Source organism: Mesorhizobium sp. M0678, assembly GCF_040320505.1.
Lineage (GTDB): Bacteria > Pseudomonadota > Alphaproteobacteria > Rhizobiales > Rhizobiaceae > Mesorhizobium.
Map to the genome: position 1 here is coordinate 90,880 of NZ_JAMYPT010000004.1, position 23,720 is coordinate 114,599.

Sequence of the window (23,720 nt, forward strand, 5' to 3'; positions counted from 1 at the left end):
ATGATCTCAGGCCGGTGATCGGTCAATCTGGGGCTGCTTCGCTGACGATCGATCAGGCTTAGGCAGCTTGCCGGTGCGATTGAGCAGCCCTTCCAGAAGAACCTTGAACGCCTTCACTGCCTTCTTCGACGTCGCTTCGGGATCGTTCGAATTTGCGATCCACTGCGCCGCATGCAACGAGGCGCCGCTGACCAGCCTTGCCGCGGCTTCGGGATCGACGGCGAGAATTGTCCCCTCGTCGCTCAGTCTTTGCAGGCTCTCTGTCATCGAGCGGATGCATGTGCTCTGGCTTGGCCATTGCGATGGATCGCCGAGCACCGCCGGCCCGTCACGAAGCACGATACGCTGGATCTCCGGCTCCAGCGCCATCTCGATATAGGCGGTGCATTCGTCGACAAAGCCCTGCCAGAGATTGTCCGGCTTGGCCGAAACGACCTTCAGCCGGGCTGCCATTTCGGCGTCGATCTCGGCGATAACCGCCTGGAGTAGGCCCTTCTTGTCTCCGAAATGATGATAGAGCGCACCGCGCGTCAGCCCGGCCGATGCCGTGAAATCGTCCATCGAGGCTTCGGCATAGCCGAGCGTGCCGAAGGCCTGGCGCGCCGCCCCGATCAGCTTGGCGCGGGTTTCGGCAATCATCTCCTTGCGTGGTCTATGCATGCTCTGGCCCTATTAACATACGTCTCGTATGCCAATTGACATACGCCGCGTATGATCTATTTAAACTCATACGCCACGTATGTAATCGCCGAACCGGCCGTTGTCGAGGAGCCAGACCATGCAAAATCCCTATTCCCAGATCTTTCGCGCGCCCGGCGCCAAGGGCTTTGCCGCCGCCGGCTTCGCTGCCCGGCTGCCGATCGCCATGGCTCCGATCGGGATCGTCGCGATGCTGTCGCAGACCGATGGCCAATACTGGCTGGCCGGCGCCGTCTCCGCGACATATGCGCTGGCCAACGCTTTCGTCGCCCCGCAGGTATCACGGCTGGTGGACCGCCTCGGCCAGACGCGGATTGTGGTGCCGACCACTGTGATTTCCACGCTCGCTTTCGCGATCCTGATTGCGGCGGCCAATCAGCATTGGCCGATATGGACGCTATTCGTCTCGGCGCTGCTCGCCGCCGTCATGCCCAGCATCCCGGCAATGGTGCGCGCACGCTGGACCGAGATTTTTCGCAACCGCCCCGAGCTGAACACGGCGTTCGCCTTCGAGTCGGCGGCGGACGAACTGGTGTACATAGCCGGCGCATCGCTGTCGGTAGGGCTGAGCGTCGCGCTTTTCCCGGAAGCGGGAGTGCTCGCGAGCACATTGTTCCTCGCCTTCGGTTCGACGGCCTTCATCCTGCAGCGCTCGACCGAACCGCGAGCCCGACCGGTGGAACATGGTTCAGGCGGCTCGGCAATCCGCCTGCGGCCGGTCCAGATCATCACCTTGGCCCTGATCTTCATCGGCGCGACCTTCGCCACCACGGAGGTGAGCACGGTGGCGATCACCAAGGAGCTTGCCCAGCCGGGCGCCGCCAGCTTCGTCATCGGCGTCTACGCGCTTGGATCGTTCGTCGTCGGCATCATCATCGGCGCCCTGAACCTGAAACTGCCGCTGCAGATTCAGCTTGCCATCGCAATCGCCATCATTGCGCTTACCACGCTGCCGCTGCTCGTCGCCGACACCGTGCCGCTGCTGGCACTGGCCGTCTTCGTCAGCGGCGTGGCGATCTCGCCGACCTTCATCACGGCATTCGGCCTGATCGAGCGGCGCGTGCCCGAGGCGGTGCTGACCGAAGGCGTGACCTGGGTGATGACCGGCATCGGCATCGGCATGGCGCTCGGCTCGTTCGCCGCCGGCTGGGTGGTGGACGCTTTCGGCGCGCATAACGGGTTCTGGGTATCGGTGGCATCGGGCACAATCGCGCTGGTCATCGTGCTCGCCGGCCAGCGCAGCCTTGTCGCGCCGGACTGCGACATGGCTGCATGCGACGCAGCCGCGGTCGCTGCGGAATAGTTTCCGGCGCGTCCGGTCCCGAGGCGGGGCCGGACGCATACCAGCATCGTGAGAATGGCCTAAAGAATCTCGGTCTTGGCGATGTGGATGCCAAAACCTTCGAGGCCGACATAATGGCGCTCGCGCGAGGCGATCAGATTGATCGAGGAAATGCCGAGATCCTTGAGGATTTGCGCGCCGAGGCCGATCTCGCGCCATTCGTTCTCGCGCCGGCGAGCCTCTTCATGATCCTCGCGGTCGCCGGCAGCCGGGCGCTTGCGCTCCTGATGGGCGACGCCGACCGAGCCTTCGCGCAGATAGACGATGACGCCGCGCTGGCGCTCGCCCATCGCCTTCATGATGGCGTCCAGCCGGTGGCTGGTGCCGAAGACGTCGCTGACCACGTCCTCGGAATGAAGGCGCACCGGCACCTCGACGCCGTCGCGGATATCGCCGAAGACGACCGCCACGTGATGCATGGAATCCCAGGGCAGCGTGTAGGTGAAGACCTGTGCCTTGCCGCCGGGCGTCTCGATGTCCGAACAGGCGACGCGCTCGACCAGCGTTTCCTTGCGTTGCCGGTAGGCGATTAGGTCGGCAACCGAAATCTGCTTCAACCCGTGCTTTTCCGCGAAGGCCTGCACCTGCGGGCCACGCATGACAGTGCCGTCATCATTGACCAGCTCGGAAATGACGCCGACCGGCGGCAGGCCGGCGAGCTTGCAGAGGTCGACAGCGGCCTCGGTATGGCCCGAACGCATCAGCACGCCGCCTTCGCGCGCGATCAGCGGAAAGATGTGGCCGGGGCGCACGAAATCGGACGCGCCGACATTGCCGTTGGCGAGATTGCGCACCGTCAGCGTGCGGTCGTCCGCCGAAATGCCCGTCGTGGTGCCGTGCTTGAAGTCGACGCTGACGGTAAAGGCAGTGGTGTGGGCGGAATCATTGTCGGCCACCATCGGCGACAGGTTGAGCCGCTTGGCTTCCTCGCGCGGCATCGGCGTGCAGACGATGCCTGACGTGTTGCGGACGATGAACGCCATCTTTTCCGGCGTGCAATGGACGGCGGCGACGATCAGGTCGCCCTCGTTCTCGCGTCCGTCATCGTCCATGACGACGACGATCTCGCCGCGCTCGAAGGCGCGCAGGGCTTCAACGATCTTCTTCTGGTCGTAAGGCATGGGTGCTCGCTTCGCTCGCAGGGAGTAGGGGAATAGGGCAGTACGGCAGTAGGGGAAAGCGAAAATGGCTGCCTGCCGGGCATTAACATAAACATACTGCCCTACTGCCCTACTGCCCTACTCCCCTACTCCCCTACCTGTCTGTCCCCGATGACGCAGATAATGATCCGCAATGGCGCAGGCAACCATCGCCTCGCCGATCGGCACGGCGCGGATGCCGACGCATGGATCGTGGCGGCCCTTGGTCATGATCTCGACGTCGTTGCCGTCCTTGTCGATCGACTTTCGCGGCGTCAGGATCGACGAGGTCGGCTTGACGGCGAAACGCGCGACGATCGCCTGGCCGGTCGAGATGCCGCCGAGGATGCCGCCGGCGTTGTTGGATAGGAAGACCGGCTTGCCGTCATTGCCCATGCGCATCTCATCGGCATTCTCCTCGCCGGTGATGCGGGCGGCCTCGAAACCGTTGCCGATCTCGACGCCCTTGACGGCGTTGATCGACATCAGGCCGGCGGCGATGTCCTGGTCGAGCTTGGCATAGATCGGCGCGCCAAGCCCCGCCGGAACGCCGTCGGCGACGATCTCGATGACCGCACCGACCGAGGAGCCCGCCTTGCGGATGCCGTCCAGATATTTGGTGAAGACGGCGACGGACGCCGGATCAGGCGTGAAGAACGGGTTTTCGGCGTCGCCGACGAAATTCCAGTTCCAATTGGCGCGATCGATCGATTTATCGCCCATCGACACCAGCGCGCCGCGCACCACCATGCCGGGCACGACCTTGCGGGCAAGCGCTCCGGCCGCCACCCGCGCCGCCGTCTCACGCGCCGAGGAGCGGCCGCCGCCGCGGTAATCGCGCAGGCCGTATTTGACCTCGTAAGTGTAGTCGGCATGGCCCGGCCGGAACTGGCGGGCGATGTCGCCATAGTCCTTGGAGCGCTGGTCGACGTTCTCGATCAGCATCGACACCGGCGTGCCGGTGGTGATCATCGTCTCGCCGTCCTCATCGAGGATGAAGCCGGACAGGACCTTGACCTCGTCAGGTTCGCGACGCTGCGTCACAAAACGTGACTGGCCGGGGCGGCGCTTGTCGAGTTTGGCCTGGATCTCGTCGCGGCTGAAGCGGATGCCTGGTGGACAGCCGTCGACGACGCAGCCCAGCGCCGGCCCATGGCTTTCGCCCCAGGTGGTGACGCGGAAAAGATGGCCGAACGTGTTGTGCGACATGGAACCAGCCCTGCCGGCGTCGAAGCCGGCTCAGCGCATGACCCCGAAAATCGGAGCGATTTTCGGAAAGGATCATGCACAAAATCAAAAGTGCTACAGCGTCCTTTGCGCGCCCAGGAGGACGCGCGGCGCTGTCGCCTGCCTTCTATTGGCGTTTTCCACAGTGGTCAAACTGTGATCCCGCGGATTTAGTTTTGACACATTCGATTGGTTTCTGCTCAGTTCTGTTCCGTTGGACCGAGCCGCTGTACCGGCAATGATTAAAGAGGACGATGATGCGTATCCTGATTGGCGCTGTTGCCGCCACGCTGTTGATTTCCACCGCCGCCTTCGCCGGCCAGACCGAAGGCCTGATCAAGAAGGTCGATAAGGATGCGCTGACGCTGACGCTGGACGACGGCAAGTCCTACAAGCTGAACGCCGAAACCGACCTCGATGCGCTGAAGCCAGGCATGGACATCGTCCTCGCCTACGACGTGACGAATGGCGAGAACGTCGTCACCGACATGGAACTGCCGGACACCGGATCGACGGAATAGGGCGCGTCGATATTCAGCTGAGGCCGGCCCGACCTGATCTCAACATAGGCTACGTCATCGGTCTCAAAGCCACTCCAGGCGCCGGCCGTCCAGCCTGAGCACGCGGTCCTGCGGCACTTCCATGCTGACCGCATCTTGTTCGGACATCCCCAGCACGAAGCGGAACAGCGCGCGCATGACGCCACCATGGGTCACGCAGACCGTCTGGCGATCGAGCGCGTCGAACCACGGCTTCACCCGTTCGAGCAGCATCTGGTAGCTTTCGGCGCCCTCGCCGGGCGGCTGGAAATTCCATTTATCGAGGCGGCGGCGCCTGGTCGAACCGGGATTGTTCGCCTCGAGTTCGGCAAAGGTGAAACCCTGCCAGTCGCCAAAGCTCAATTCCACGAGCAGCGGCTCGGTACGATAGGCGTGCGGATCGAGCTTCATCGCCGCGCGCAGGCGCTCCATCGTCTCGCGCGTGCGCCGCATCGGGCTGGCGACAAATTCGAAATCTTCGGGCTTGTCGATGAGTTCGGCCAGCCTGCGCCCGTTGCGGCTAGCCTGCTCGCGGCCAAGCTCGTTGAGGTCGGTATCGGCCTGCCCCTGCAGCCGGGCCTCGGCGTTCCACGCCGTCTGGCCGTGGCGCACGATATAGACGAGCGGGTACATCGGGTCTTCCGGAAGAGGTCAGACGGTGGCGTCAGTCTTTGACGGTCGAAATATCCGGCGCGTCGACCGCCTTCATGCCGACGACATGATAGCCGGAATCGACATGATGGATCTCGCCGGTGACGCCGCGCGAAAGGTCGGACAGGAAATAGACGCCGGAATCGCCGACCTCCTCCTGCGTGACCGTCTGCTTCAACGGCGAATTGTATTCGTTCCACTTCAGGATATAGCGGAAATCGCCGATGCCGGATGCGGCAAGCGTCTTGATCGGGCCGGCGGAGATCGCGTTGACACGGATCTTCTTGGCGCCGAGATCGACGGCCAGATAGCGCACGCTGGCTTCGAGTGCCGCCTTGGCAACACCCATGACGTTGTAGTGCGGCATCACCTTTTCCGCGCCGTAATAGGTCAGCGTCAGCAGCGACCCACCATCGGTCATCAGCGCCTCGGCACGTTTGGCGATGGTGGTGAAGGAATAGACCGAAATATCCATTGTACGCAGGAAATTGTCGCGCGTCGTCTCGACATAGCGGCCGGTCAGCTCGTCCTTGTCGGAAAAGGCGATGGCGTGGACGAGGAAATCGAGCTTGCCCCAATGGCTGGCGATATCGGCGAACACCGCATCGAGGCTGGCCGGGTCGGTCACATCGCAATGGCCGGCGACATGCGCGCCCAGTTCCGCGGCAAGCGGCTCGACGCGTTTCTTGAACGCCTCGCCCTGATAGGTCAGCGCGATCTCGGCGCCGTGGTCGACACAGGCCTTGGCGATGCCGTAAGCGATCGAGCGATTGTTGGCGATGCCAAGGATAAGGCCGCGCTTGCCGGCCATAAGGCCCCGTCCACCCGCCATGTCAGCGCTCTCCGCAAGGTTCTCTACTTTGTGGAGTGCCTATCGCACAGCCACAGTGCCCCTTCAAGCGTTCAAAGCGGACAGTTCGGGGGACAAAGCGGTTGCTCAACAGCGCCGCGCGTCCTTTGGGCGCGCAAAGGACGCTGTAGCGCCTTGACCTTGCGGTCGTGGGCCAGTGGAAAAATCCGACACTGGTGTCGGTGTGGCACGGCGGAAGATGACCCTTTGGCGGAAGTTTCGTTGGCCAGCGGCCGAAGTCACGCTCATGACCCCGAGCCGACTTCCATACTTTGGGCCGTTGGCGACCGCTTTGCGCCTCATCTCGGCCATTCAAGTTAGCTCGGCCATTGCCTTAAACCGGACATTATAGGCGACCGCGCTGGGAGGCCGGCATTCGAAACCCTTCACAATAGCCGTGATTCCGGAAGCTTCTTAGAAGCGGCCACTTAAGATTAGGCGTCCGCCTATTGCAGTCCGATGCGTCCCGTAGCCGACGCGGATAAGAAGCTAAACCGCGCTGGAGATCACATCGAAGCCAGTCGACCTCCGCCTGGACAACGGCTCCCGATAAACAGTCCACGCACCGCCGGTATCCCGGCAGCGCCTGGGAAAATTTCAGCCATTGCTCGGTCAGGAAGACGCAGGTGTTCCGTCAGCACGCCCTTTATGATCGATCGTACGTCCGTCGTAGCAGCCAAGTCTGTTCCGCCATGAAGCAGGTCTCGAGCAAGACCGGGCCAGCGATTGCCTACTCGCCCGCCGGCAACGGCGCCACCCATTAACAAGGTGACACTCGCGACGCCGTGATCAGTGCCGCCGTCGGTGTTGGGCACCACGGAACGGCCGAACTCCGTGACCACCAGCACCGCCGTCCTGTTCCAGGCAGGCCCGGACGCTTGGGCAAATGCAATGAGGCCCCGCGCCAGCCCATTCAAACTCCGCGCCAGCCTTCCGAAGTCCGCTCCCTGCGCCACATGCGTGTCGAAGCCGGCCACCTCGAGCATCGCGATCCGCGGTCCGCCCGTAGCTGACAGGGCAAGCGCCGCGCTCCTGGCCGCGTCGCCGAAGCGAGCCGCGTCGCATGCGGCATGTTGTTCCAGCAGGCTTTCGCTGCCTTTTGCGCCGGACGGCCAAGTGCCCTCGGCGTAGAGGCGGACGAGTTCGAGCCGAGGATTGGCCAGCGCAAGATGGGCCAGCATGTCCATCGATCGATCGGCCGGTCTGCCCCGCCACACCGCCTTCTGCCGGCCCGACAGTACAGAAGAAGCCCGGTCGAGCCATCCGGCGCTGCCGCCGTCGATATCGCCGTCGAACAGCGCCGCCTGGGCGGCCGCGTGGGACCGGCCCACATCCGGAATGGCGGTCGCGGGCACGATGAGCAACTCGCCGCACGAGTAGTGGGGCAGGAGAGACCCGAGCGCCGGATGAAGCGCGAAGAGCCCGTCGAGCTTGAGCATCTCGGCGACGCCAGAGTTCGGGAAAGGCACGAGGGGCCCGCGCGCCGAGGCAAAATGCGGATCGCCGTAGGGCGGCACGGCAGCTAGTGCATCGAGTCCGCCACGCACGTGGACGAGCAGAAGGCGAGGATCTTCGTCCACAAGCGAGGCACCGGCCAGACGCACGCTACCGAACGCGGACGCCAAGGCCAAACCTTGCAGCGCTGCCCTTCGGGTCAGTTGCATTTAGGCTCGTCCGAACTTGGGTTCACCGGCGTACCCGCGGTCATATACCCTAGCAGATCCGTATTCGGGCTAAGACTTCCCGTTGTCAGAGCCTTGTTAGTCGGCTGCGCGTTGCGAACCAAAAGGCCGGCAAGTGCCGGGGCTGCGAAAGATGTGCCCGAACAGATGTTCCTCCGGAGCTTGCCGTTCTTTCGGCTCTTCCACAGTGACAGGACATTGACGCCCGGTTCGGCATAGGACGCGCCGAACGCCCCCCCGCGCCATAGCGTGTCGCACCAGGCGTTGCTGATGCCTTGGCATTTCCCAGGAGTTGCCACCTGAATATATTCGCTGTTGGAAGCCGAAGCGCTGTATATCGCTCCCACCTTGTTTCCTGTCGTCACAGGCGAAAAATAAGTCGCCGCATTGGCCGGGAAATAAGACTGTACCCAAGGGCCCTCTTCGTCTTCCCGGGGGTTGCCCGCAGCTACCACAACGCGCACCTGACGGTCGGCGATCTGATAAAGAAGGGCGTCGAGAAATTTAAGATCTTGCAACGTGCTTCCGCGTCTGGTGCTCTCCAGATATAATGCACCCCAACTCAAGTTCAGAATATCCCCAGCGACCGCGTTGTCCCGAACATGGCGAAGCGCGAGAAGAGGCGGGCCGAAAATTTCGGTCTTCAGCTTACTGAAGGCCTTTACGATCTTGAGCGGGGCGTCGGGGCTGACACCAACCAGACCTATATACTGGTCGCCCTGCTTGACACGCTTTCCGCCGATAACTGCTGCCACCATCGTCCCGTGCCCTACTGTGTCGTCGAGGCTCGACACGGTCTGGCATGGGCTGCTCGTGCAATCGATGGCTTCCTGAACCTTGAGGAGCCCGGCGGTGACAACGCTCCAATCCACTCCGCTGTCGATGATCCATACGGTGGGCGATCCTGAAGCCACCGGCTGTGGTGACCCGACGACCCTGCAGACGCTGGGAGGGACAACATCCGCAGTCGGCGAGATGCCCAGGAGTTCCGGCCCCTCGCAGGTGGCACCATCGAACAGGTTCACCACGAAAGGATCCGGCTCCTCATATCCCCTGGAGCGCAGCTCTTCGATCTCGCTCTCGGAAAAGGTCCCCGTCACGATGCTGATACCGATATCCGGCATGTCCACCGCTTCCAGCTTGCCCTTGCCTGCGATGAACTTGTTTAGCGCGCCGATATCCTTGCGTAACTCCGCCGCCCTGGCGATGTCGACGATGAAAGTCTTTTCGATGTCACCGCTGTCGGTGAAGCCCTCCTCGCCTGACGCTTCCGGTCTCGCTGTTCCGACAACGGCGAGGAGACAGCCGAGCAACAGCACACGAAGTTGAGCAAGTATCATTCGTACACCCTCCGGCTGTCGTTACTGATACCGCGAGGATCAGAATGCTCCCAATACGGCTTTCTGTCCATGAAAACATCGAGTCGATGCGAGCATGCCGCCTGCGCATTGCTTGCGACAGATGCAAAATGCGTTTAGGCTATTTGCATTGACCTCGGAGGGGAGCCTCGGCGATGCCCAGGGCAGAATTGAAGCCAGGTCGGCAAGTCCAAGAGATCGGCGCAGCGATCGTAGGGGCCTGGCTCAAGCTTTTGCCGGCCTCGTCACGTATCTTGTCCATGGATTCAACAGATCCCCTAACAATTACCATTGATCGGCAGATTTTCGCCGTCGGTGATACTATCAGACTTCGGCCGGAAGCAGGCCGTGCTATCGGCAACATCAGGGTCCGGACCGCCGCCGCCGGAACAGCGCCACATTCGCAGACACTAACGATAGAAGATCTGAATGGGCAGCCCATAAAATACGAGGATGACCCTCTCGACGGGGGCGACGCGATCCCGGATGCTGCCGCCTATGCGGACCTGAAGCGTGATCTCAAAATGGTGCTGGAAGACATCGTGGAAACGGGAGTGTCTGTCGAAGTTCACGTGGACGAACCGAACTTGATCAATGTGGTGGTGCCCCAGGTGCCGAGGGGGGTCCTGACCCGCAGCGATCTGATCGATTATCTCCACGACTACCACAAATACGCCCAGGGCAGGCACTACCATGACGAGCTCGCCACGGCCGTGCTCTTCGGCTGCAGATAGTCGCCAGTCCCTACTCGGGCAATCCCGCTTCCCGCATGCCGTTGAGCAGCGTGTTACGGTCACCCTCCAGCTTGTAAGGTTCCTTGGTGGCGAACCGCCGCCCGGAGAACTCCGGTGCGCCACGCAGAACCAGATACGTGTAGCTCTTCGCCTCTTCGTTTCGGCCAAGCAGGGCGTTCGCTGCAGCCAGATAGACCTTAACCCAGGTCGGCATGGTGGACGAGCGGCCCAGATCGACGACTGCCTTATCCGGACGGTGGGCAATGAAATGGGCAAGACCGCGGAACGGCCAATACCATGAAGGCTCGTATAGGGGATCGAGCACTCGCGCCCGTTCGAACCAGTCCAAGGCACTTTGGGGCTCGCCGGCAAATGTTTGATAAGTCCCTTGATAGGAGACCTGCTCGGGATCGTGCGGATTGAGTTCGAGCGCGCGTGTGTATAGCTGAGATGCGACGTCGAAATCACGACGGTGGAGGAGCACCCAGCCCAGTATGTTCAGGCAGACTGGATCATTGGGGGAAAGCGCCACCGCTTTTTTGGCGATGTCATAAGCCTCGGCAAGCACCGCATCCGACGGCCCCATGTCGCGAAACCATTCAAGCTGCTTATAGTGGGCGAGCTTGGCGTACGCGCGCCCGTAGGATGGATCGAGCTCGATCGCTCGCTGATACCACTGTCGAGCCTCCATTTCGGCCGCGATGTCGCCCAGGGGCAGGGCATTGCCCCGGAGCACGCACTCATAGGCCGCGAGATTGGCAGGTGGTTTACGCCGCGCCTTCTCGGCGCCTGCGGCCGTAAGACGGCCGATAACGGTCCCGACGATCTTCCCGATCAGTTCGTCCTGGACATCGAAGATGTCCTGCTCGTCCCCGTCGTAGCGCTCGGCCCACAAGCACTCACCCGAGGTTGCGTCGACCAGCTCGCATGTAATGCGCATTCGCCGGCCCATGCGGCGGATCCCGCCTTCGATGACGAAATCCACGCCGTTATCCGCGACCAGGTCCACATCCTTGAGCCGCGTCGACGTATAATGGGACGCAACCGTAAGCTGAGTAAAGCGCGTCAGTTCCGTGACGATGTCTTCGGTGAAGCCGCCACTGAAATAGGGTTGGACGTCGCCCGCGCTCTTGAACGGGCGAACGAGGATGGAGGGCTTGCTCGGACCAGCCACCTGCGCAGTCGATGCAGGTGGCAGCCCTTTGGGCTTTTGGAACAACGAGTATACGGGAATCGGGCGTGGAATGTTCTTGAGATGCTGTTCGCCGCAATATTCAAACGGAAGATTAAATTTGTCGCGAACTTCGTCGTGTACCTTTCCGGAAAGGCAGATACCGCCCGGGCTGGCGAACTGTTCCAGGCGCGCGGCTATGTTGACGGTATCTCCAAACACATCGCCATCGGTATCGACAATAATATCACCGAAGTTGATCCCAATCCGGAGAAAAATTTCCTGGCTGGCCTTCCCCGAAGACTGGCCGACAAGCAGTTCCTGGACTTCCACTGCTGACTGCACGGCTCCGAAAGCGCTTGGAAACTCGGCGAGCATCCCGTCTCCGGTCGTTCTCACAACCCGTCCCCGGTGCTGCGTGATCCTAGGCTCTATTTCGTCCTGCATGAGATGTTTGACGAGCGCGAAGGTGCGCTCTTCGTCGCGGGCCATCAGCGACGAGTAACCGACCATGTCAGCAGCCAGGATAGCCGTCAGACGTCGCTGAAGATTGCTGTCGCCCGCGTTCATTCTCTCCCTCGGCGGGTTATATTATGTTCGACGTCGGCTTGACGATATCAAAGCGTCTCGCAGGAGTTTGCATCATACTCCAGTGCGTGTCAGCGTGCGAATGAGCAATTGGTGCCGATACTGTAGAGGATTGAACATGTGAGGGCCGTGCTTGGGTGAAGGGTCCATAATGCCGGAGCGGCGGGCGTCCGAGGCAGGGGCCGGCGGGTCAAGCCTGGTTTACGGCCCCATCGTGATCACCGATCCCACGCTCAGATGCCCGATCACGGTCGCGGTCGGCCCCGTCCGAGGGGCCAGACCTTCTCGTTTTGTGTCAGGGTGGGGCAACACCACCCAGGAGGCGGCAACCGCCTGCGGGTATGAGGCCGATGAAACCTATTTCGCCCAGATGATCCCTCATGAGCGACTCTCACGCGCCCGCGCCGGCGAATTGCGCGGGCGCGTGATCGAGCCGCCTGCACTCACACTTTTCAGTGATGCGCAGTATTGCGAGCGGCTGCATTGGAACAAAAACGTCGATGATAGCCGCGCGGTCCCGATCCGCTGGCGCAGGTCGCAGCCGCTGGACTGGATCCGGAGCGATCCGCGCTTCAGCACGAGCGAGGCCTGGGTGCCTGCGGGATTGTGCTTTCTCGGGTATCCCAACGATGAGTCATCAGGTCTGCCCCCGGCGGACTCCAATGGTCTTGCGAGGGGATCGAGCATAGAGGACGCGGTCGTGCGCGGCTTCTGCGAAGTCGTGGAGCGCGATGCAACAGCCATATGGTGGTACAATCGGCTGGTTCTGCCTCGGATAGACCTGACTTCGCTGTCGGATGGACTGGCGTCCCAGTACGCCGATTGGCTGCTGACGCAGAACCGCGAATTGCGGCTTCTGCTCCTGACGCTTGACCTGCCCATCCCCATTGTCGCTGCAATTTCTCATCACGTGGGCGGTGACGCGATTGCGTTCGGATTCGCGGCCGGACGATCCATGTCGGAGGCGGCCCGGCGCGCGGTGGGGGAACTTGCAGAATGTGAGGCGAACCTTACCCTGCTCAAACGGAACGCCGATACGTCCGGCACGGCGGCCTTCACCCCCGGCGCGCTGCACCTCTATCGGTGGCACATGGACGAGAACATTCATCGCCTTCCTCACCTTTCCGGCAATTCAGCAGTTCAGGCCTCGTCGGCCGAGTTGCGACTGGATTGGAACTATTGCCTCGACATCTGCCACGAGCAGGAACTTGAGATCTTCGCGGTCAACCTGACGCACAACGCCGAATCGCCTGTTGCACGAGTGTTTGTACCTGGACTTCGTCCTACCAAGCCCCGGTTGGGCGGCGGCAGGCTCTATGATGTTCCTGTGCGCCTAGGTTTGAAGCCATCAGTTTCCCAGGCCATCAACGAGGTTCCCTTTCCATTGTGATCCGGATGGTCGCGGGCATGCCCACCCCGGAGTGCCCGCTTTACACACACGGCATTAAGCGCCAGCCTTTTCGACCGTCAGCCCTTTCTACGGCGCATCAGCGCCTCGAGCTCGGCGTCGCCGCCTTCCGGCAGCATCAGCCGCACGTGTGCGTAGAGGTCGCCGTGACCGCCGGCCTTTTCCGGTAGGCCCCTGCCCTTCAGCCGCAGAACCTTGTCCGAGCTCGACCAAGGGGGGACGTTGACCGCAATCCTGCCGGTCGGGGTTTCGACCGCCACCTTGGCGCCATGCACCGCATCGGCCAGTTCCACCGGCAGGTCGACATGCAGGTCGCGGCCCTCGACGCGGTAGCGCGGGTGCCGGCGGAAACGGATTTTAACCAGCGCATCGCCCGGCTGCCCCGGTCCTTGCTCACCCTGGCCTTTCAACCGGATGGTCTGGCCGTCCTCGACATAGGCCGGCAACTTGACCGCCATCTTGCGGCCGTCGGGGAACATCGCCGTCACCTTCTCCGCGGTGGCGGCCTCCTCGATGGTGACGTCCAGCGTCACGTTGAGATCGGCGGCGGTCGGGGCCTGACGGCGGCCGCCGGTGCCGGCGCCGCGCTGCTGGCTGAAAGCATCGCCGAAGATCTGGCTGAAGATGTCGCTGTTGCCGTCGAACGGATCGCCGCCGGGACGGCCCGTGCGGAATTCGAAATGCGCGCCGCCCGGCCCTTGCTGCCGGCGGAAACCGGCGAAAGGATCGGCGCCGCCGGCCGCGCCTTCGAAACCCTGGAAACGCTGTTTGCCGTCGGCGTCGATCTCGCCGCGATCGAATGCCGCCCGGTTCTTCTCGTCGCCGACGATCTCGTAAGCCTGGTTGGCGGCGGCAAAACGGTCCTTCGCCTTGGGATCATCCGGATTCTGGTCCGGATGATACTTCTTGGCGAGCTTCCGGTATGCGGATTTTATGTCCTTGGCCGATGCGTTCTTGGCAACGCCCAGCACCTCATAGGGGTCGCGCATGCTTACTGCCCTGGAGAAGGAGTGAGTCCATAATCGCCTCCTATATGCGCTCGCATAGGAAGGAATTCCAGTGGCTTACCACCATGTTGCCGGCGGAAAATCAGAGCGCCTTGAAGTCCTGTATGCGCCAGATGCTGCCGCCGGCCAGGCATATTTCGCCTTTGAACAGCGCGACGCCGTCGAAGCTTTCGCGCGATGCGGTGAAGCGACGACATGTCTCGCCGTTAGCCCTGAATTCCGCCAGCTCGGTGATGGAGCCGCGCGAGCCGGTGTCGGCATTCGCCCAGCGAACGGCCTGCCCAGCCAGTTGCTCGACGTCAGCGGAGGACACGGCGTTGCGGATCGTGGCCTGATCGGAGGCGCGGTCTTGATCGAGCGACATGACTGAGGCCGGCGTGCTCGAGGTCAGTATCGAGCGGTCGACCTCCGCCTGCTCCAGGCTGAAGCCGCCGCCGCCACAGGCGGCAAGCGGCAGGATGATTGTCACGATCATGGCTTTGGCGCTGGCCGAAGCGATAACGCTCCATTGCCCACTGTCAAAAGCTTGCGCGATACGCGACAATCGGCAATCTCCCCAGCCGGCGACAAATTTGGGAAAACTATGAGCGAAACCGGGTTAACAAGCGGTGACTTTACCGAGGCGGCGGAGCCGTTCCGGCTCTTTGCGGCGTGGCTCGACGACGCGACGAAGAGCGAGATCAACGACCCCAACAGCGTGGCGCTGGCGACCGTTGATGCCGAAGGCATGCCGAATGTCCGTATGGTGCTGCTTAAGGGCTTCGACGAGGGCGGCTTTGTCTTCTACACGAACTTCGAGAGCGCCAAGGGCCGTGAGATTCTTGGCAGCATGAAAGCGGCGATGTGCTTCCACTGGAAATCGCTGCGCCGGCAGGTGCGAGCGCGCGGCCCGGTGGAGATCGTCACCGACGCCGAAGCCGACGCCTATTACGCGACGCGTCCGCGCGGCAGCCGGATCGGCGCCTGGGCCTCCAAACAGTCGCGGCCGCTGGAGAGCCGCTTCGCGCTGGAAAAGGCGGTCGCCGAATATACGGCGCGCCATGCGATCGGCGAGATCCCGCGGCCAAAACACTGGTCAGGCTTCCGCATCGTGCCGCAGACCATCGAGTTCTGGCACGACCGTCCGTTCCGGCTGCACGACCGTGTGGTGTTTTCGCGCAACGCCGAGGGCGGTTGGGACAAGGTGAGGCTTTATCCGTAGGGCACGACGGTGGAGCGCCGATCTCCCCCACAAGGGGGACATCGGCAGCTTCCGCACCGGCGCCCATTTTTTCAGCCCTTCTTCCTGGTCATGAAGGCGGCCAAGGCCGGGCCGCTTCTGCCGGATTTCCAATTCCCACTATCACGATCTCGTGTGCGTGAAACGTTCCAGCTTGCCGGAACGAACCAGGGAAGGGCTCAACGCGCCGCTGGCGCAAATTCAGGAGGAAGCAATGCATTCACTCAGGTTGGTCACGATGGCCGGTCTTGCCTGCCTTTTCGCTTCGCAAGCCTTTGCGGAGGACGCGATGGGGACAATGACGGTGATGAAGGGTGGGGAGGTCATGGCGATCATGCCCGATGGGCATATGGGCACCATGATGCCCGACGCGAAGATGAGCGCCGAAATGATGAAAATGGCGAAACCGATCAAGCATTGCATGATGTTGATGACCGACGCCAAAGGCAAGACATTCATGATCGACACGTCTTCGCCAAAGGCCCAGGCCGAATGTAAAAAAATGGCGATGTGACAAAGAGATCATGGCAAGAAAACCCGCCGGTTGCTGCCGGCGGGTCCACGGTGCGAGACAAGGCCAGAAGGTCTAGGCCTTCTTCCTGGTCATGAAGGCCGTCAAGGCTGCGCGGGCCTCGTCGGATTTGAGCCGCTCGCGGAAATGCTGGCTTTCCTGGCCGATGCGCTCGACAAGGGCGTCGCGCGAGCCGCGCATCAGGTCGCGCGCGATCTTCAGCGCTTGCGGCGGCTTGGCGGCGATCTGGCCCGCCGCCGCCAATACCGATGCTTCGAGTTCCCTCTCCTCGACCACCTCGTAGATCAGCCCGGCGGCCTTCGCCCTCTCGGCCGAAAAGCCCTCGCCGAGGCCAAGCAGCGCGAAGGCGCCTTGGCGGCCGAGGATCTGCGGCGCGAGCAGGCTCGAACCGGCCTCCGGCACAAGGCCGAGATCGACGAAGGGCGTCCGGAATATTGTGCGCGGCGTGGCGAAGGTCAGGTCGCAATGCAGGTTGAGCGTGGTGCCGATACCGACCGCAATGCCGTCGACGCCGGAAACCATCGGCTTCTCCGCTTTGGCCAGCGCCATCAGGAAATCCCAGACTTCGGTACCGCTTTCGCCGCCCGAGGCGACGACCATGAAATCGGCAAGGTCGTTACCGGACGAGAAGGCACCGGGCACGCCAAGAAAGACATGGACGCGGATCGCCGGATCGGCGTCGCCGCCGGCAAGAGCCGCCGACATCGTCGCGTACATGGCGCGGGTCAGGGCGTTCTTCTTGTCCGGACGGTTCATCCGGATGATCTGGATGGCACCCTGGCGTTCGACGAGGATGTGGTCTGTCACGGATTGGTCCTTTGTGAATTTCGGGCCTTGGTGAATTTCGGGCGTTGCGAACGTCAGGCTGAAATCAGCGCCTTGCCGGCAACGGCAAGGCTGTCGGCGCCGCCGACGACGCGCTCCTTCAGCGCGCCCACTTCGCCAAGCAGGTTCTCGGCGAAGAACCGGCAAAGCGCGATGCGGTTTTGGTCGGCAAGCGCGCCGCGCGCCAGATAGGCGCCGCCTGCGGCAAGCGAGATCAGCCTGAGATAGGGTGTGGCGCCGGCCAGCGCCTCGTCCGATCGGCCTTCGGCTTGCAGGTCTTGCAGGAATCGGCTCGCCTGTGACAGGTCGTCGAGCGCCTGGTCGAGGCGATCGGCGGTGCGGCCGAAGCCTTCAAGGTTCGACGCTCGCACCGCATCGGCGACGGCCTTGAGTTCGGCGATGTAGCCATGCACATGCCGGCCGCCGCCGAGCGGCAGCTTGCGCGTCACCAGATCGATCGCCTGGATGCCATTGGTGCCTTCGTAAATGGGCGCGATGCGCGCGTCGCGATAAAGTGCTGCGGCGCCTGTCTCCTCGATGAACCCCATGCCGCCATGCACCTGCAGCCCAAGCGAGGCGACCTCGACGCCGACATCGGTCGAAAAGGCCTTGGCCAGCGGCGTCAACAGATTGGCGCGCTCCTGCCAGTGCTTTGCATCTTCGCTCTGTGACGCGAGATCGATGGCGTGGGCGCAGGAATAGCAGATGGCACGGGCAATCTGGGTCAGCGCCTTCATGGTCAGAAGACTGCGCTGGATGTCGGGGTGATGCACGATCGGCGCCATGCCGGCACCGCGATAGCTCGCCGCTTTGCCTTGCCGGCGGTCGTTTGCATAGGCGAGCGCCTTCTGCGTCGCCGCCTCGGCGACCGCGACGCCCTGCATGCCGACGGCAAGGCGCGCATTGTTCATCATGGTGAACATGCAGGCGAGGCCCTTGTTCTCCTCGCCGACCAGCCAGCCGATCGCGCCGGGCCTGCTGCCTTCGAAGCCATCGCCATAGATCATGGTGCAGGTCGGCGAAGCGTGGATGCCCAGTTTGTGCTCCAGCCCGGAGCAGAAGACGTCGTTGCGCCTGCCCAGCGCGCCATCGTCTCCGACGAGGAATTTCGGCACCAGGAACAAAGACAGGCCGCGCGTGCCGACCGGCGCGTCCGGCAGCCGCGCCAGCACCAGATGGATGATGTTGTCGGTGAAATCGTGCTCGCCATAGGTGATGAATATCTTTTGCCCGAAGATGCGGTAGGTGCCGTCGCCGGCCGGTTCGGCGCGGGTTCGCAAGGCATTCAGGTCCGAGCCTGCCTGCGGCTCGGTCAGGTTCATGGTGCCCATCCATTCGCCGGAGACCAGTTTTTCCAGATATTTGACCTTGAGTGCCTTCGAGCCATGCTTGTCGAGTGCTTCGACCGCGGCCATGGTCAGCGTCGGGGCGATGCCGAACGCCATCGAGGCGGAGTTCCACATTTCGAGCGCGGCGACGCCGAGCATGGCCGGCAGCGCCTGGCCGCCATACGCTTCCGGCGCGGACAGCGCATTCCAGCCGCCGCCGATCCAGCGGCGATAAAGTTCCTTCCAGCCGGGCGGGGTAATGACGGCAGCGCCGTTGAGCACCGCGCCGTGCTGGTCGCCGACCGTGTAGAGCGGCGCCACCTCCTCGCTGGCGAAGCGGCCGGCCTCGGCCAGAATGGCGTCGACGAGGTCCTCACCGAGTTCGCCAAAGGTGTCGGCATCGAGCGCCGGCTTCAAGCCGGCGACATGCTTCAGGGTGAAGGCGATCTCCTCGACCGGTGCCCGATACATGGCGTTCGCTCCTCCTCAGCCCGGCCCTCCCCAGTCTGGCCCTCCCCAGTCTGGCAGGTCTACTTAAGACCTGTGCCGATGCAAAATCATCTGCTTTCGGAGTTCCCTGTCCATCTTCTTTTTACGTAAACGTCAAACTTTGTCACGCGGATTTTGCAATTGCTGGCTCGTATGCAAAATTACTTAGAGCCGGACGACGCACTTGATTTGTACGGCTAGTTCCCGTACAAGGCAGCATCAGGGGTGACGATAATGCCAAACCAACAGACCCGCACCGCCCGTCTCGAAGCCCGTATTTCGCCGGATATGCTGGACGTGGTGAAACGTGCCGCCGAAATCCAGGGCCGCAGCGTCAGCGACTTCGTGGTCGCCGCCGCTCAAGAGGCGGCGCAGCGTACTATCGAGAACACCACCATCATGCGTATCTCCGTCGAAGATCAGCGCGCCATGATGGAGGCGATTCTCAATCCGCCCGAGCCTAATGAGGCACTGCGCAAGGCTGCCGACGCCCACAAACGGCTGGTCGTCGAAACCCGGTGACTTTCGCCGTCATTATCGAACCGCTCGGCGGATCGCATGATCGCAAGGCGTTCAGCTGCGGGGTACCGGCGCTCGACCGCTACATTCGGGAGCAAGCCAGCCAGGATGTCAAACGCCGAGTCGGCAATTGCTTCGTTGCCGTGGATCGCGATGGCGGCGCGATCGCCGGATATTACACTTTGGCGGCGTCGAGCATACCGATCGCGTCCTTGCCTGACGAACAGACAAAACATCTGCCACGCTACCCGGTTCTGCCCGCGATATTGGTCGGCAGGCTGGCCGTCGATGCCGGATACCAGCGGCGGCGGGTCGGGTCGGCGCTGATCGTGGATGCGCTACGACGTAGCGTCAGCGCTGCCCCAGCAGCCTTCGCGTTGATTGTCGACGCCAAGGATGACCAGGCGGTCGCGTATTATCGCAGGCATGGCTTCACCTCGTTTCAGAGCCGCCCGGCATCACTGTTCCTGCCCATAGCAACAGCGTTGAAGCTATTTGGCTGACAATCGCAACCATCGCTTTGCTCTTGAGGAGCACCAAGGATCGCTTCGCCAGCGCTCCAACTCGCCCACTCGGCACCCGAAGCATTTCCTTAACCATGGCGGTTCAGGATTTGGCTTTGGCCAGCAAGGATCTGCTGTTTGAAAACGCCGGCGCGCCCCCTTGTCCGCTCAGCGCTTCTCCTTGTCGCGGCCGCAATGACCCTGATGCTGACGCCGGCAAAGGCCTCGGATTTCTCCGAACCGTGGAAGGATGCCGACAGGGCGCTGGTCGTCGACGCCTACGAATACAATTCCATCGACTGGACCAGGCTTGCCACCGACAAGCGTCTTGTCGGCTTCATCAACAAGGCATCCGACGGAATGCCGCCACCCTATTTCTGTTTCGGCGACGAGACCGAGACGCGGCTGTGCAAGACGCTTTGGAAGCGCCATGCGGTGGCGCGTGAGCTGTTCCAGACGCGCAAGGTTGTGGCCAAGGCGCTTGGCTTGAAATGGGGCGCCTATCACCTCGCCCGCCCCGGCAACCCGGTCGGCCAGGCCAATCATTTCATCGAGTTCGCCGAACCCGGGCCGGACGACCTGCTTGCCCTCGACATCGAGGACGACGACCCGGCGCAGTGGATGTCGCTGAACGACGCCGAAGAATTCGTCCGCCAGGTGCATCGGCGGCTCGGCCGCTTTCCGGTGCTCTACACCAATGGAACGACCGCCCGGCACATCGCCGACAACAGATACAAATACCAGCTGCTGTCGCGGCTGCCGCTGTGGTATGCGCGCTACAAGCCCGACATCGACGTGCATTTTCCGATGGGCAACTGGCAGGGTTATGCGCTCTGGCAGTTTTCGGCGCGAGCAAATTGCGGCCGGTTCCGCTGCCCTTACAGGGTCGCGGGCACACCCAACGATATCGACGTCAGCGTCGCGCCGATGAACGCCACGGAATTGCGCGCGCAGTGGCCGTTCGGCGGCCTGATCGACGTGCAGCCGGATTATCTCACCTCGATACCGGTGCCGCTCTCACGCGAAGCCGGGCTCGCCGGCGGCACCATCGCTTACGCTAGCGTGACGCCAGCAAGCTTCGAGGAGATGGTCGCGGTATTCAGGGCGCGCCTAGCCAGGTTCAGCAGCGGCTTTCAAATGCCTGCGGCGAAAGCGGCGCCGGGCCTTCCGCGCGGGATTGCCGAATATGTCGCCTGGACGCGAAACGAAAAGCGTGCGGCATCGGTGCCAGGATTTGTCTCCACCGCCGATGCGGTCAGCAGCGTCTCGACCGAATTCGATCACGGCTTGCGCTGAGGCCGAAGGCCCGCCCGAAGCATCAGTTCGCCTGCTCGCGCGCCACCGCCAGCCAGCCAATGTCGCGGCGGCAAAAGCCTTGCGGCCAGTCGATCCGGTCTAGCGCGGCGTAGGCCTTCTTCTGCGCCTCGCCGACGGTGCGGCCGGTCGCCGTGATGTTGAGCACGCGACCGCCATTGGCGACGAGTGCGCCGCCGTTGATGGCGGTGCCGGCGTGAAAGATCTCGACGCCGTCGCCTGCCGCTGCCTCGACGCCGCGGATGACCGAGCCCTTTTCCGGCGTGCCGGGATAGCCCCTGGCTGCCATCACCACGGTGAGCGCCGCCTCGTCGCGCCAGCGCACCGAAGTATGCGCCAGCTGGCCGTCGGCGGCTGCGTTGAGCAGGACGAGCAGATCGTCCTTCAGCCGCAGCATCAGCACCTGGCATTCCGGGTCGCCGAAACGGGTGTTGTATTCGATCAGCTTCGGCCCGCTGTCAGTGATCATCAGCCCGGCGAACAGCACGCCGGAAAACGGCGCGCCTGTTTCAGCCATGCCGCGCATGGTCGGCTCGACGATCTCGCGCATGGTTCGGTCGATCATCTCCGGCGTCATCACCGGGGCCGGCGAATAGGCGCCCATGCCGCCGGTGTTCGGGCCGGTGTCGCCGTCACTGAGGCGCTTATGGTCCTGCGCGGTACCGAAGGGCAGCGCGGTGGTGCCGTCGCACAGGCAGAAGAAACTTGCTTCTTCACCGACGAGAAACTCCTCGACCACCACTTCCGCCCCGGCCTGGCCGAAGGAGCCGTCGAAACAGGCCTCGAGCGCGGCCAGCGCCTGGTCAAGCGTCATGGCGACGGTGACGCCCTTGCCGGCAGCGAGGCCGTCGGCCTTGATGACGATCGGCGCACCCGTCTTCTCGACATAGGCCTTGGCCGAAGCCAGATCGCCGAAGCGGCCATAGGCGGCGGTCGGGATGCCGTATCTGGCGCAGAGATCCTTGGTGAAACCCTTTGATCCTTCCAGCCGTGCCGCCGCTTTTGACGGGCCGAAGACGCGGATGCCCTCGGCCCGCAGGTCGTTGGCAATGCCGGCGACCAGCGGCCCTTCGGGCCCGACCACGACGAGGTCTATTTCATTCTCGCGGCAAAACCGGACCACCGCTGCGTGATCCGCAATATCGACCCTCACCAGTTCGGCTTCGTGGCCGATGCCCGGATTGCCGGGCGCCGCGTAGAGTTTGGTCAGCAGCGGCGACGCCGCGATCTTCCAGGCCAGCGCATGCTCTCGTCCGCCGGAGCCGATCAGCAAAACACGCATGCCCAGATTCCTCGTCATTCCAAGACCAGGACTGCGCTATTGCGCCGCGCGCGACGGGTCAAGACATTTGGCTGCCGAAGCGCCGATTGCGCGTGGCGAGCGTGCGGGGGCTGCTTGACGCTTGACGGCATTCGCCTCTGCTGCCACTCCAGCAAAATGGAAACCGTCCAGTCGAAAGCGGCCCAGGGCCGCGTCGCCGATGCGCCGAGCGGCCACTGGGTCTATCGCGTGCTGCCGCGGGGGTTGTGGCCCTATGCGCAGCTTGCCCGGTGGGACCGGCCGATCGGCTGGCAATTGCTGCTGTGGCCATGCTGGTGGTCGGCTGCCCTTGCCGCGAGCGCCTATCCGCGTCCGGCGGATCCGCTGCTCTCGCTGCTGCCGTCGCCTTGGTATCTGCTGCTGTTTTTTCTTGGCGCGTTCGCCATGCGCGGTGCCGGCTGCACCTACAATGACCTGGTCGACGAGGACATCGACAACCAGGTGGAACGCACGCGCTCGCGGCCGCTGCCGGCCGGCAAGGTCACGCGCCGGCAGGCCTGGATGTTTGTTGTCGTGCAGGCACTGGGCGGCCTTGCCGTGCTTTTGCAGTTCAACAGCTTCGCCATCTCGCTCGGCATCGGCTCGCTGGGCATCGTCGCCGTCTACCCATTCATGAAGCGGTACACCAATTGGCCGCAACTCGTTCTCGGCCTTGCCTTTTCCTGGGGAGCGCTGATGGGATGGGCGGTCGAGTTCGGCGATCTCGATGGGCCGGCAATCATGCTCTATATCGGCTCGATCCTGTGGGTGATCGGCTACGACACGATCTATGCGCATCAGGACAAGGAAGACGACGCCATCGTCGGTGTGCGCTCGACGGCGCGCCTGTTCGGCGACAACACCAAAGCCTGGCTGGCCGGACTTTATGGCGGAGCGCTGGTCTGCTTCGCCATTGCTTTCGCCTCGGCACAGGCACCGGTGCCTGCACTCGCCGGGCTGATCGCCGCCGGCGCGCATATGGCACGGCAGATCGCCGTGCTCGACATCGACGATCCGGACCAGTGCCTGAGGCTGTTCAGATCGAACAACCAGGTCGGCTGGCTGATCTTCCTCGGCCTGATCGGCGGCGCGGTTTGGGTGGCGCTGAAGCCGCTGGTTTAGCGGCCTGTTCCCTTCTCCCCTTGTGGGAGAAGGTGGATTGGCGCGTAGCGCCAAGACGGTTGAGGGGTGTTGGAAGAAATGAGGCGTTGGCGTTCCCTGGAACACCCCTCATCCGACCGAGCTTCGCTCGGCCACCTTCTCCCACAAGGGGAGAAGGAAAGAAGGGCGGCGCAA

The 23,720-nt window shown here is 62.9% G+C and carries 23 protein-coding genes; 10 read left to right on the forward strand and 13 right to left on the reverse strand.

What is annotated here, in order from left to right:
- Window positions 1-6 precede the first annotated feature (6 nt).
- On the reverse strand, window positions 7-660 hold the full coding sequence (locus tag NKI29_RS09400) for a TetR/AcrR family transcriptional regulator (RefSeq protein WP_352756328.1): 654 nt from the start codon (window positions 658-660) through the stop codon (window positions 7-9).
- A 118-nt stretch (window positions 661-778) separates the two neighbouring features.
- On the opposite strand from NKI29_RS09400, the gene NKI29_RS09405 reads away from it, so the two are divergent.
- Window positions 779-2,002, forward strand: a complete 1,224-nt coding sequence (locus NKI29_RS09405; protein ID WP_352756326.1) for an MFS transporter — start codon at window positions 779-781, stop codon at window positions 2,000-2,002.
- Between the two features lie 59 nt (window positions 2,003-2,061).
- Here the strand turns inward: NKI29_RS09405 and ribB are convergent, their stop codons facing one another.
- Together ribB and aroC are read right to left on the reverse strand one after the other, a co-directional pair.
- Entirely contained in the window at window positions 2,062-3,162 is a 1,101-nt protein-coding gene (ribB, locus tag NKI29_RS09410; protein ID WP_023674113.1) for a 3,4-dihydroxy-2-butanone-4-phosphate synthase, read from the reverse strand.
- Window positions 3,163-3,279: 117 nt separating this feature from the next.
- Window positions 3,280-4,389, reverse strand: coding sequence for a chorismate synthase (aroC, locus tag NKI29_RS09415; protein ID WP_352796040.1), 1,110 nt, complete (start codon window positions 4,387-4,389; stop codon window positions 3,280-3,282).
- 275 nt (window positions 4,390-4,664) lie between these two features.
- Here aroC and NKI29_RS09420 point away from each other — a divergent pair, with 275 nt between their 5' ends.
- On the forward strand, window positions 4,665-4,928 hold the full coding sequence (locus NKI29_RS09420) for a DUF1344 domain-containing protein (protein ID WP_023716902.1): 264 nt from the start codon (window positions 4,665-4,667) through the stop codon (window positions 4,926-4,928).
- Window positions 4,929-4,991: 63 nt separating this feature from the next.
- Here the strand turns inward: NKI29_RS09420 and NKI29_RS09425 are convergent, their stop codons facing one another.
- From NKI29_RS09425 to NKI29_RS09440, 4 genes are all read right to left on the reverse strand, one after another.
- On the reverse strand, window positions 4,992-5,579 hold the full coding sequence (locus tag NKI29_RS09425; protein WP_352756324.1) for a histidine phosphatase family protein: 588 nt from the start codon (window positions 5,577-5,579) through the stop codon (window positions 4,992-4,994).
- Between the two features lie 31 nt (window positions 5,580-5,610).
- Window positions 5,611-6,429 (reverse strand): enoyl-ACP reductase FabI, encoded by an 819-nt coding sequence (gene fabI / locus NKI29_RS09430; RefSeq protein WP_031211054.1) that lies wholly within the window; start codon window positions 6,427-6,429, stop codon window positions 5,611-5,613.
- A gap of 524 nt (window positions 6,430-6,953) precedes the next feature.
- Window positions 6,954-8,111, reverse strand: coding sequence for a DUF1501 domain-containing protein (locus NKI29_RS09435; RefSeq protein WP_352635352.1), 1,158 nt, complete (start codon window positions 8,109-8,111; stop codon window positions 6,954-6,956).
- Entirely contained in the window at window positions 8,102-9,469 is a 1,368-nt protein-coding gene (locus NKI29_RS09440; RefSeq protein ID WP_023674107.1) for a S8 family serine peptidase, read from the reverse strand. The genes NKI29_RS09435 and NKI29_RS09440 overlap by 10 nt, the downstream gene beginning before the upstream one ends.
- Window positions 9,470-9,642: 173 nt before the next feature.
- Here NKI29_RS09440 and NKI29_RS09445 point away from each other — a divergent pair, with 173 nt between their 5' ends.
- Window positions 9,643-10,221 carry a hypothetical protein gene (locus tag NKI29_RS09445; protein WP_023674106.1) on the forward strand — a complete coding sequence of 193 codons (579 nt, stop codon included), beginning with the start codon at window positions 9,643-9,645 and terminating at the stop codon, window positions 10,219-10,221.
- A 10-nt stretch (window positions 10,222-10,231) separates the two neighbouring features.
- Here the strand turns inward: NKI29_RS09445 and NKI29_RS09450 are convergent, their stop codons facing one another.
- On the reverse strand, window positions 10,232-11,962 hold the full coding sequence (locus NKI29_RS09450) for an adenylate/guanylate cyclase domain-containing protein (protein ID WP_031211050.1): 1,731 nt from the start codon (window positions 11,960-11,962) through the stop codon (window positions 10,232-10,234).
- A 169-nt stretch (window positions 11,963-12,131) separates the two neighbouring features.
- Here NKI29_RS09450 and NKI29_RS09455 point away from each other — a divergent pair, with 169 nt between their 5' ends.
- Window positions 12,132-13,370 carry a YcaO-like family protein gene (locus tag NKI29_RS09455; protein WP_023674104.1) on the forward strand — a complete coding sequence of 413 codons (1,239 nt, stop codon included), beginning with the start codon at window positions 12,132-12,134 and terminating at the stop codon, window positions 13,368-13,370.
- Window positions 13,371-13,447: 77 nt separating this feature from the next.
- On the opposite strand, the gene NKI29_RS09460 is transcribed toward NKI29_RS09455, so the two are convergent.
- Together NKI29_RS09460 and NKI29_RS09465 are read right to left on the reverse strand one after the other, a co-directional pair.
- Entirely contained in the window at window positions 13,448-14,377 is a 930-nt protein-coding gene (locus tag NKI29_RS09460; RefSeq protein WP_023674103.1) for a DnaJ C-terminal domain-containing protein, read from the reverse strand.
- 100 nt (window positions 14,378-14,477) lie between these two features.
- Entirely contained in the window at window positions 14,478-14,939 is a 462-nt protein-coding gene (locus tag NKI29_RS09465) for an RT0821/Lpp0805 family surface protein (RefSeq protein WP_352700347.1), read from the reverse strand.
- A 39-nt stretch (window positions 14,940-14,978) separates the two neighbouring features.
- Between NKI29_RS09465 and pdxH the strand changes: the two genes are divergently transcribed.
- On the forward strand, window positions 14,979-15,596 hold the full coding sequence (pdxH, locus tag NKI29_RS09470) for a pyridoxamine 5'-phosphate oxidase (RefSeq protein ID WP_352449910.1): 618 nt from the start codon (window positions 14,979-14,981) through the stop codon (window positions 15,594-15,596).
- A 256-nt stretch (window positions 15,597-15,852) separates the two neighbouring features.
- Window positions 15,853-16,128, forward strand: a complete 276-nt coding sequence (locus NKI29_RS09475; RefSeq protein ID WP_352571403.1) for a hypothetical protein — start codon at window positions 15,853-15,855, stop codon at window positions 16,126-16,128.
- Between the two features lie 72 nt (window positions 16,129-16,200).
- On the opposite strand, the gene NKI29_RS09480 is transcribed toward NKI29_RS09475, so the two are convergent.
- Window positions 16,201-16,953 carry a crotonase/enoyl-CoA hydratase family protein gene (locus tag NKI29_RS09480; RefSeq protein ID WP_352571404.1) on the reverse strand — a complete coding sequence of 251 codons (753 nt, stop codon included), beginning with the start codon at window positions 16,951-16,953 and terminating at the stop codon, window positions 16,201-16,203.
- Window positions 16,954-17,006: 53 nt separating this feature from the next.
- Window positions 17,007-18,770, reverse strand: a complete 1,764-nt coding sequence (locus NKI29_RS09485; protein ID WP_352700346.1) for an acyl-CoA dehydrogenase family protein — start codon at window positions 18,768-18,770, stop codon at window positions 17,007-17,009.
- A gap of 252 nt (window positions 18,771-19,022) precedes the next feature.
- On the opposite strand from NKI29_RS09485, the gene NKI29_RS09490 reads away from it, so the two are divergent.
- The 3 genes from NKI29_RS09490 to NKI29_RS09500 all read left to right on the forward strand — a co-directional run bounded on the left by NKI29_RS09490 (window position 19,023) and on the right by NKI29_RS09500 (window position 21,106).
- Window positions 19,023-19,310, forward strand: coding sequence for a type II toxin-antitoxin system TacA family antitoxin (locus NKI29_RS09490; RefSeq protein WP_352463862.1), 288 nt, complete (start codon window positions 19,023-19,025; stop codon window positions 19,308-19,310).
- Window positions 19,307-19,810: a GNAT family N-acetyltransferase gene (locus NKI29_RS09495; RefSeq protein WP_352571406.1), complete on the forward strand. Its 504-nt coding sequence runs from the start codon at window positions 19,307-19,309 to the stop codon at window positions 19,808-19,810. The genes NKI29_RS09490 and NKI29_RS09495 overlap by 4 nt, the downstream gene beginning before the upstream one ends.
- A 195-nt stretch (window positions 19,811-20,005) precedes the next feature.
- Entirely contained in the window at window positions 20,006-21,106 is a 1,101-nt protein-coding gene (locus NKI29_RS09500; protein WP_352571407.1) for a glycoside hydrolase family 25 protein, read from the forward strand.
- A gap of 22 nt (window positions 21,107-21,128) precedes the next feature.
- Here NKI29_RS09500 and purD read toward each other — a convergent pair whose 3' ends face one another.
- Window positions 21,129-22,406, reverse strand: a complete 1,278-nt coding sequence (gene purD, locus NKI29_RS09505) for a phosphoribosylamine--glycine ligase (RefSeq protein WP_352571408.1) — start codon at window positions 22,404-22,406, stop codon at window positions 21,129-21,131.
- Between the two features lie 156 nt (window positions 22,407-22,562).
- Here purD and ubiA point away from each other — a divergent pair, with 156 nt between their 5' ends.
- Window positions 22,563-23,546, forward strand: coding sequence for a 4-hydroxybenzoate octaprenyltransferase (ubiA, locus tag NKI29_RS09510; RefSeq protein WP_352571409.1), 984 nt, complete (start codon window positions 22,563-22,565; stop codon window positions 23,544-23,546).
- Window positions 23,547-23,720 lie beyond the last annotated feature (174 nt).

Excerpts from the sequence above, each read along its gene's own strand:
- NKI29_RS09400 (WP_352756328.1), bottom strand. The coding sequence starts at position 660 with ATGCATAGACCACGCAAGGAGATGATTGCCGAAACCCGCGCCAAGCTG.
- NKI29_RS09405 (WP_352756326.1), top strand. The coding sequence starts at position 779 with ATGCAAAATCCCTATTCCCAGATCTTTCGCGCGCCCGGCGCCAAGGGC.
- ribB (WP_023674113.1), bottom strand. The coding sequence starts at position 3,162 with ATGCCTTACGACCAGAAGAAGATCGTTGAAGCCCTGCGCGCCTTCGAG.
- aroC (WP_352796040.1), bottom strand. The coding sequence starts at position 4,389 with ATGTCGCACAACACGTTCGGCCATCTTTTCCGCGTCACCACCTGGGGC.
- NKI29_RS09420 (WP_023716902.1), top strand. The coding sequence starts at position 4,665 with ATGCGTATCCTGATTGGCGCTGTTGCCGCCACGCTGTTGATTTCCACC.
- NKI29_RS09425 (WP_352756324.1), bottom strand. The coding sequence starts at position 5,579 with ATGTACCCGCTCGTCTATATCGTGCGCCACGGCCAGACGGCGTGGAAC.
- fabI (WP_031211054.1), bottom strand. The coding sequence starts at position 6,429 with ATGGCGGGTGGACGGGGCCTTATGGCCGGCAAGCGCGGCCTTATCCTT.
- NKI29_RS09435 (WP_352635352.1), bottom strand. The coding sequence starts at position 8,111 with ATGCAACTGACCCGAAGGGCAGCGCTGCAAGGTTTGGCCTTGGCGTCC.
- NKI29_RS09440 (WP_023674107.1), bottom strand. The coding sequence starts at position 9,469 with ATGATACTTGCTCAACTTCGTGTGCTGTTGCTCGGCTGTCTCCTCGCC.
- NKI29_RS09445 (WP_023674106.1), top strand. The coding sequence starts at position 9,643 with ATGCCCAGGGCAGAATTGAAGCCAGGTCGGCAAGTCCAAGAGATCGGC.
- NKI29_RS09450 (WP_031211050.1), bottom strand. The coding sequence starts at position 11,962 with ATGAACGCGGGCGACAGCAATCTTCAGCGACGTCTGACGGCTATCCTG.
- NKI29_RS09455 (WP_023674104.1), top strand. The coding sequence starts at position 12,132 with ATGCCGGAGCGGCGGGCGTCCGAGGCAGGGGCCGGCGGGTCAAGCCTG.
- NKI29_RS09460 (WP_023674103.1), bottom strand. The coding sequence starts at position 14,377 with ATGCGCGACCCCTATGAGGTGCTGGGCGTTGCCAAGAACGCATCGGCC.
- pdxH (WP_352449910.1), top strand. The coding sequence starts at position 14,979 with ATGAGCGAAACCGGGTTAACAAGCGGTGACTTTACCGAGGCGGCGGAG.
- NKI29_RS09475 (WP_352571403.1), top strand. The coding sequence starts at position 15,853 with ATGGCCGGTCTTGCCTGCCTTTTCGCTTCGCAAGCCTTTGCGGAGGAC.
- NKI29_RS09485 (WP_352700346.1), bottom strand. The coding sequence starts at position 18,770 with ATGTATCGGGCACCGGTCGAGGAGATCGCCTTCACCCTGAAGCATGTC.
- NKI29_RS09490 (WP_352463862.1), top strand. The coding sequence starts at position 19,023 with ATGCCAAACCAACAGACCCGCACCGCCCGTCTCGAAGCCCGTATTTCG.
- NKI29_RS09500 (WP_352571407.1), top strand. The coding sequence starts at position 20,006 with ATGACCCTGATGCTGACGCCGGCAAAGGCCTCGGATTTCTCCGAACCG.
- purD (WP_352571408.1), bottom strand. The coding sequence starts at position 22,406 with ATGCGTGTTTTGCTGATCGGCTCCGGCGGACGAGAGCATGCGCTGGCC.
- ubiA (WP_352571409.1), top strand. The coding sequence starts at position 22,563 with ATGGAAACCGTCCAGTCGAAAGCGGCCCAGGGCCGCGTCGCCGATGCG.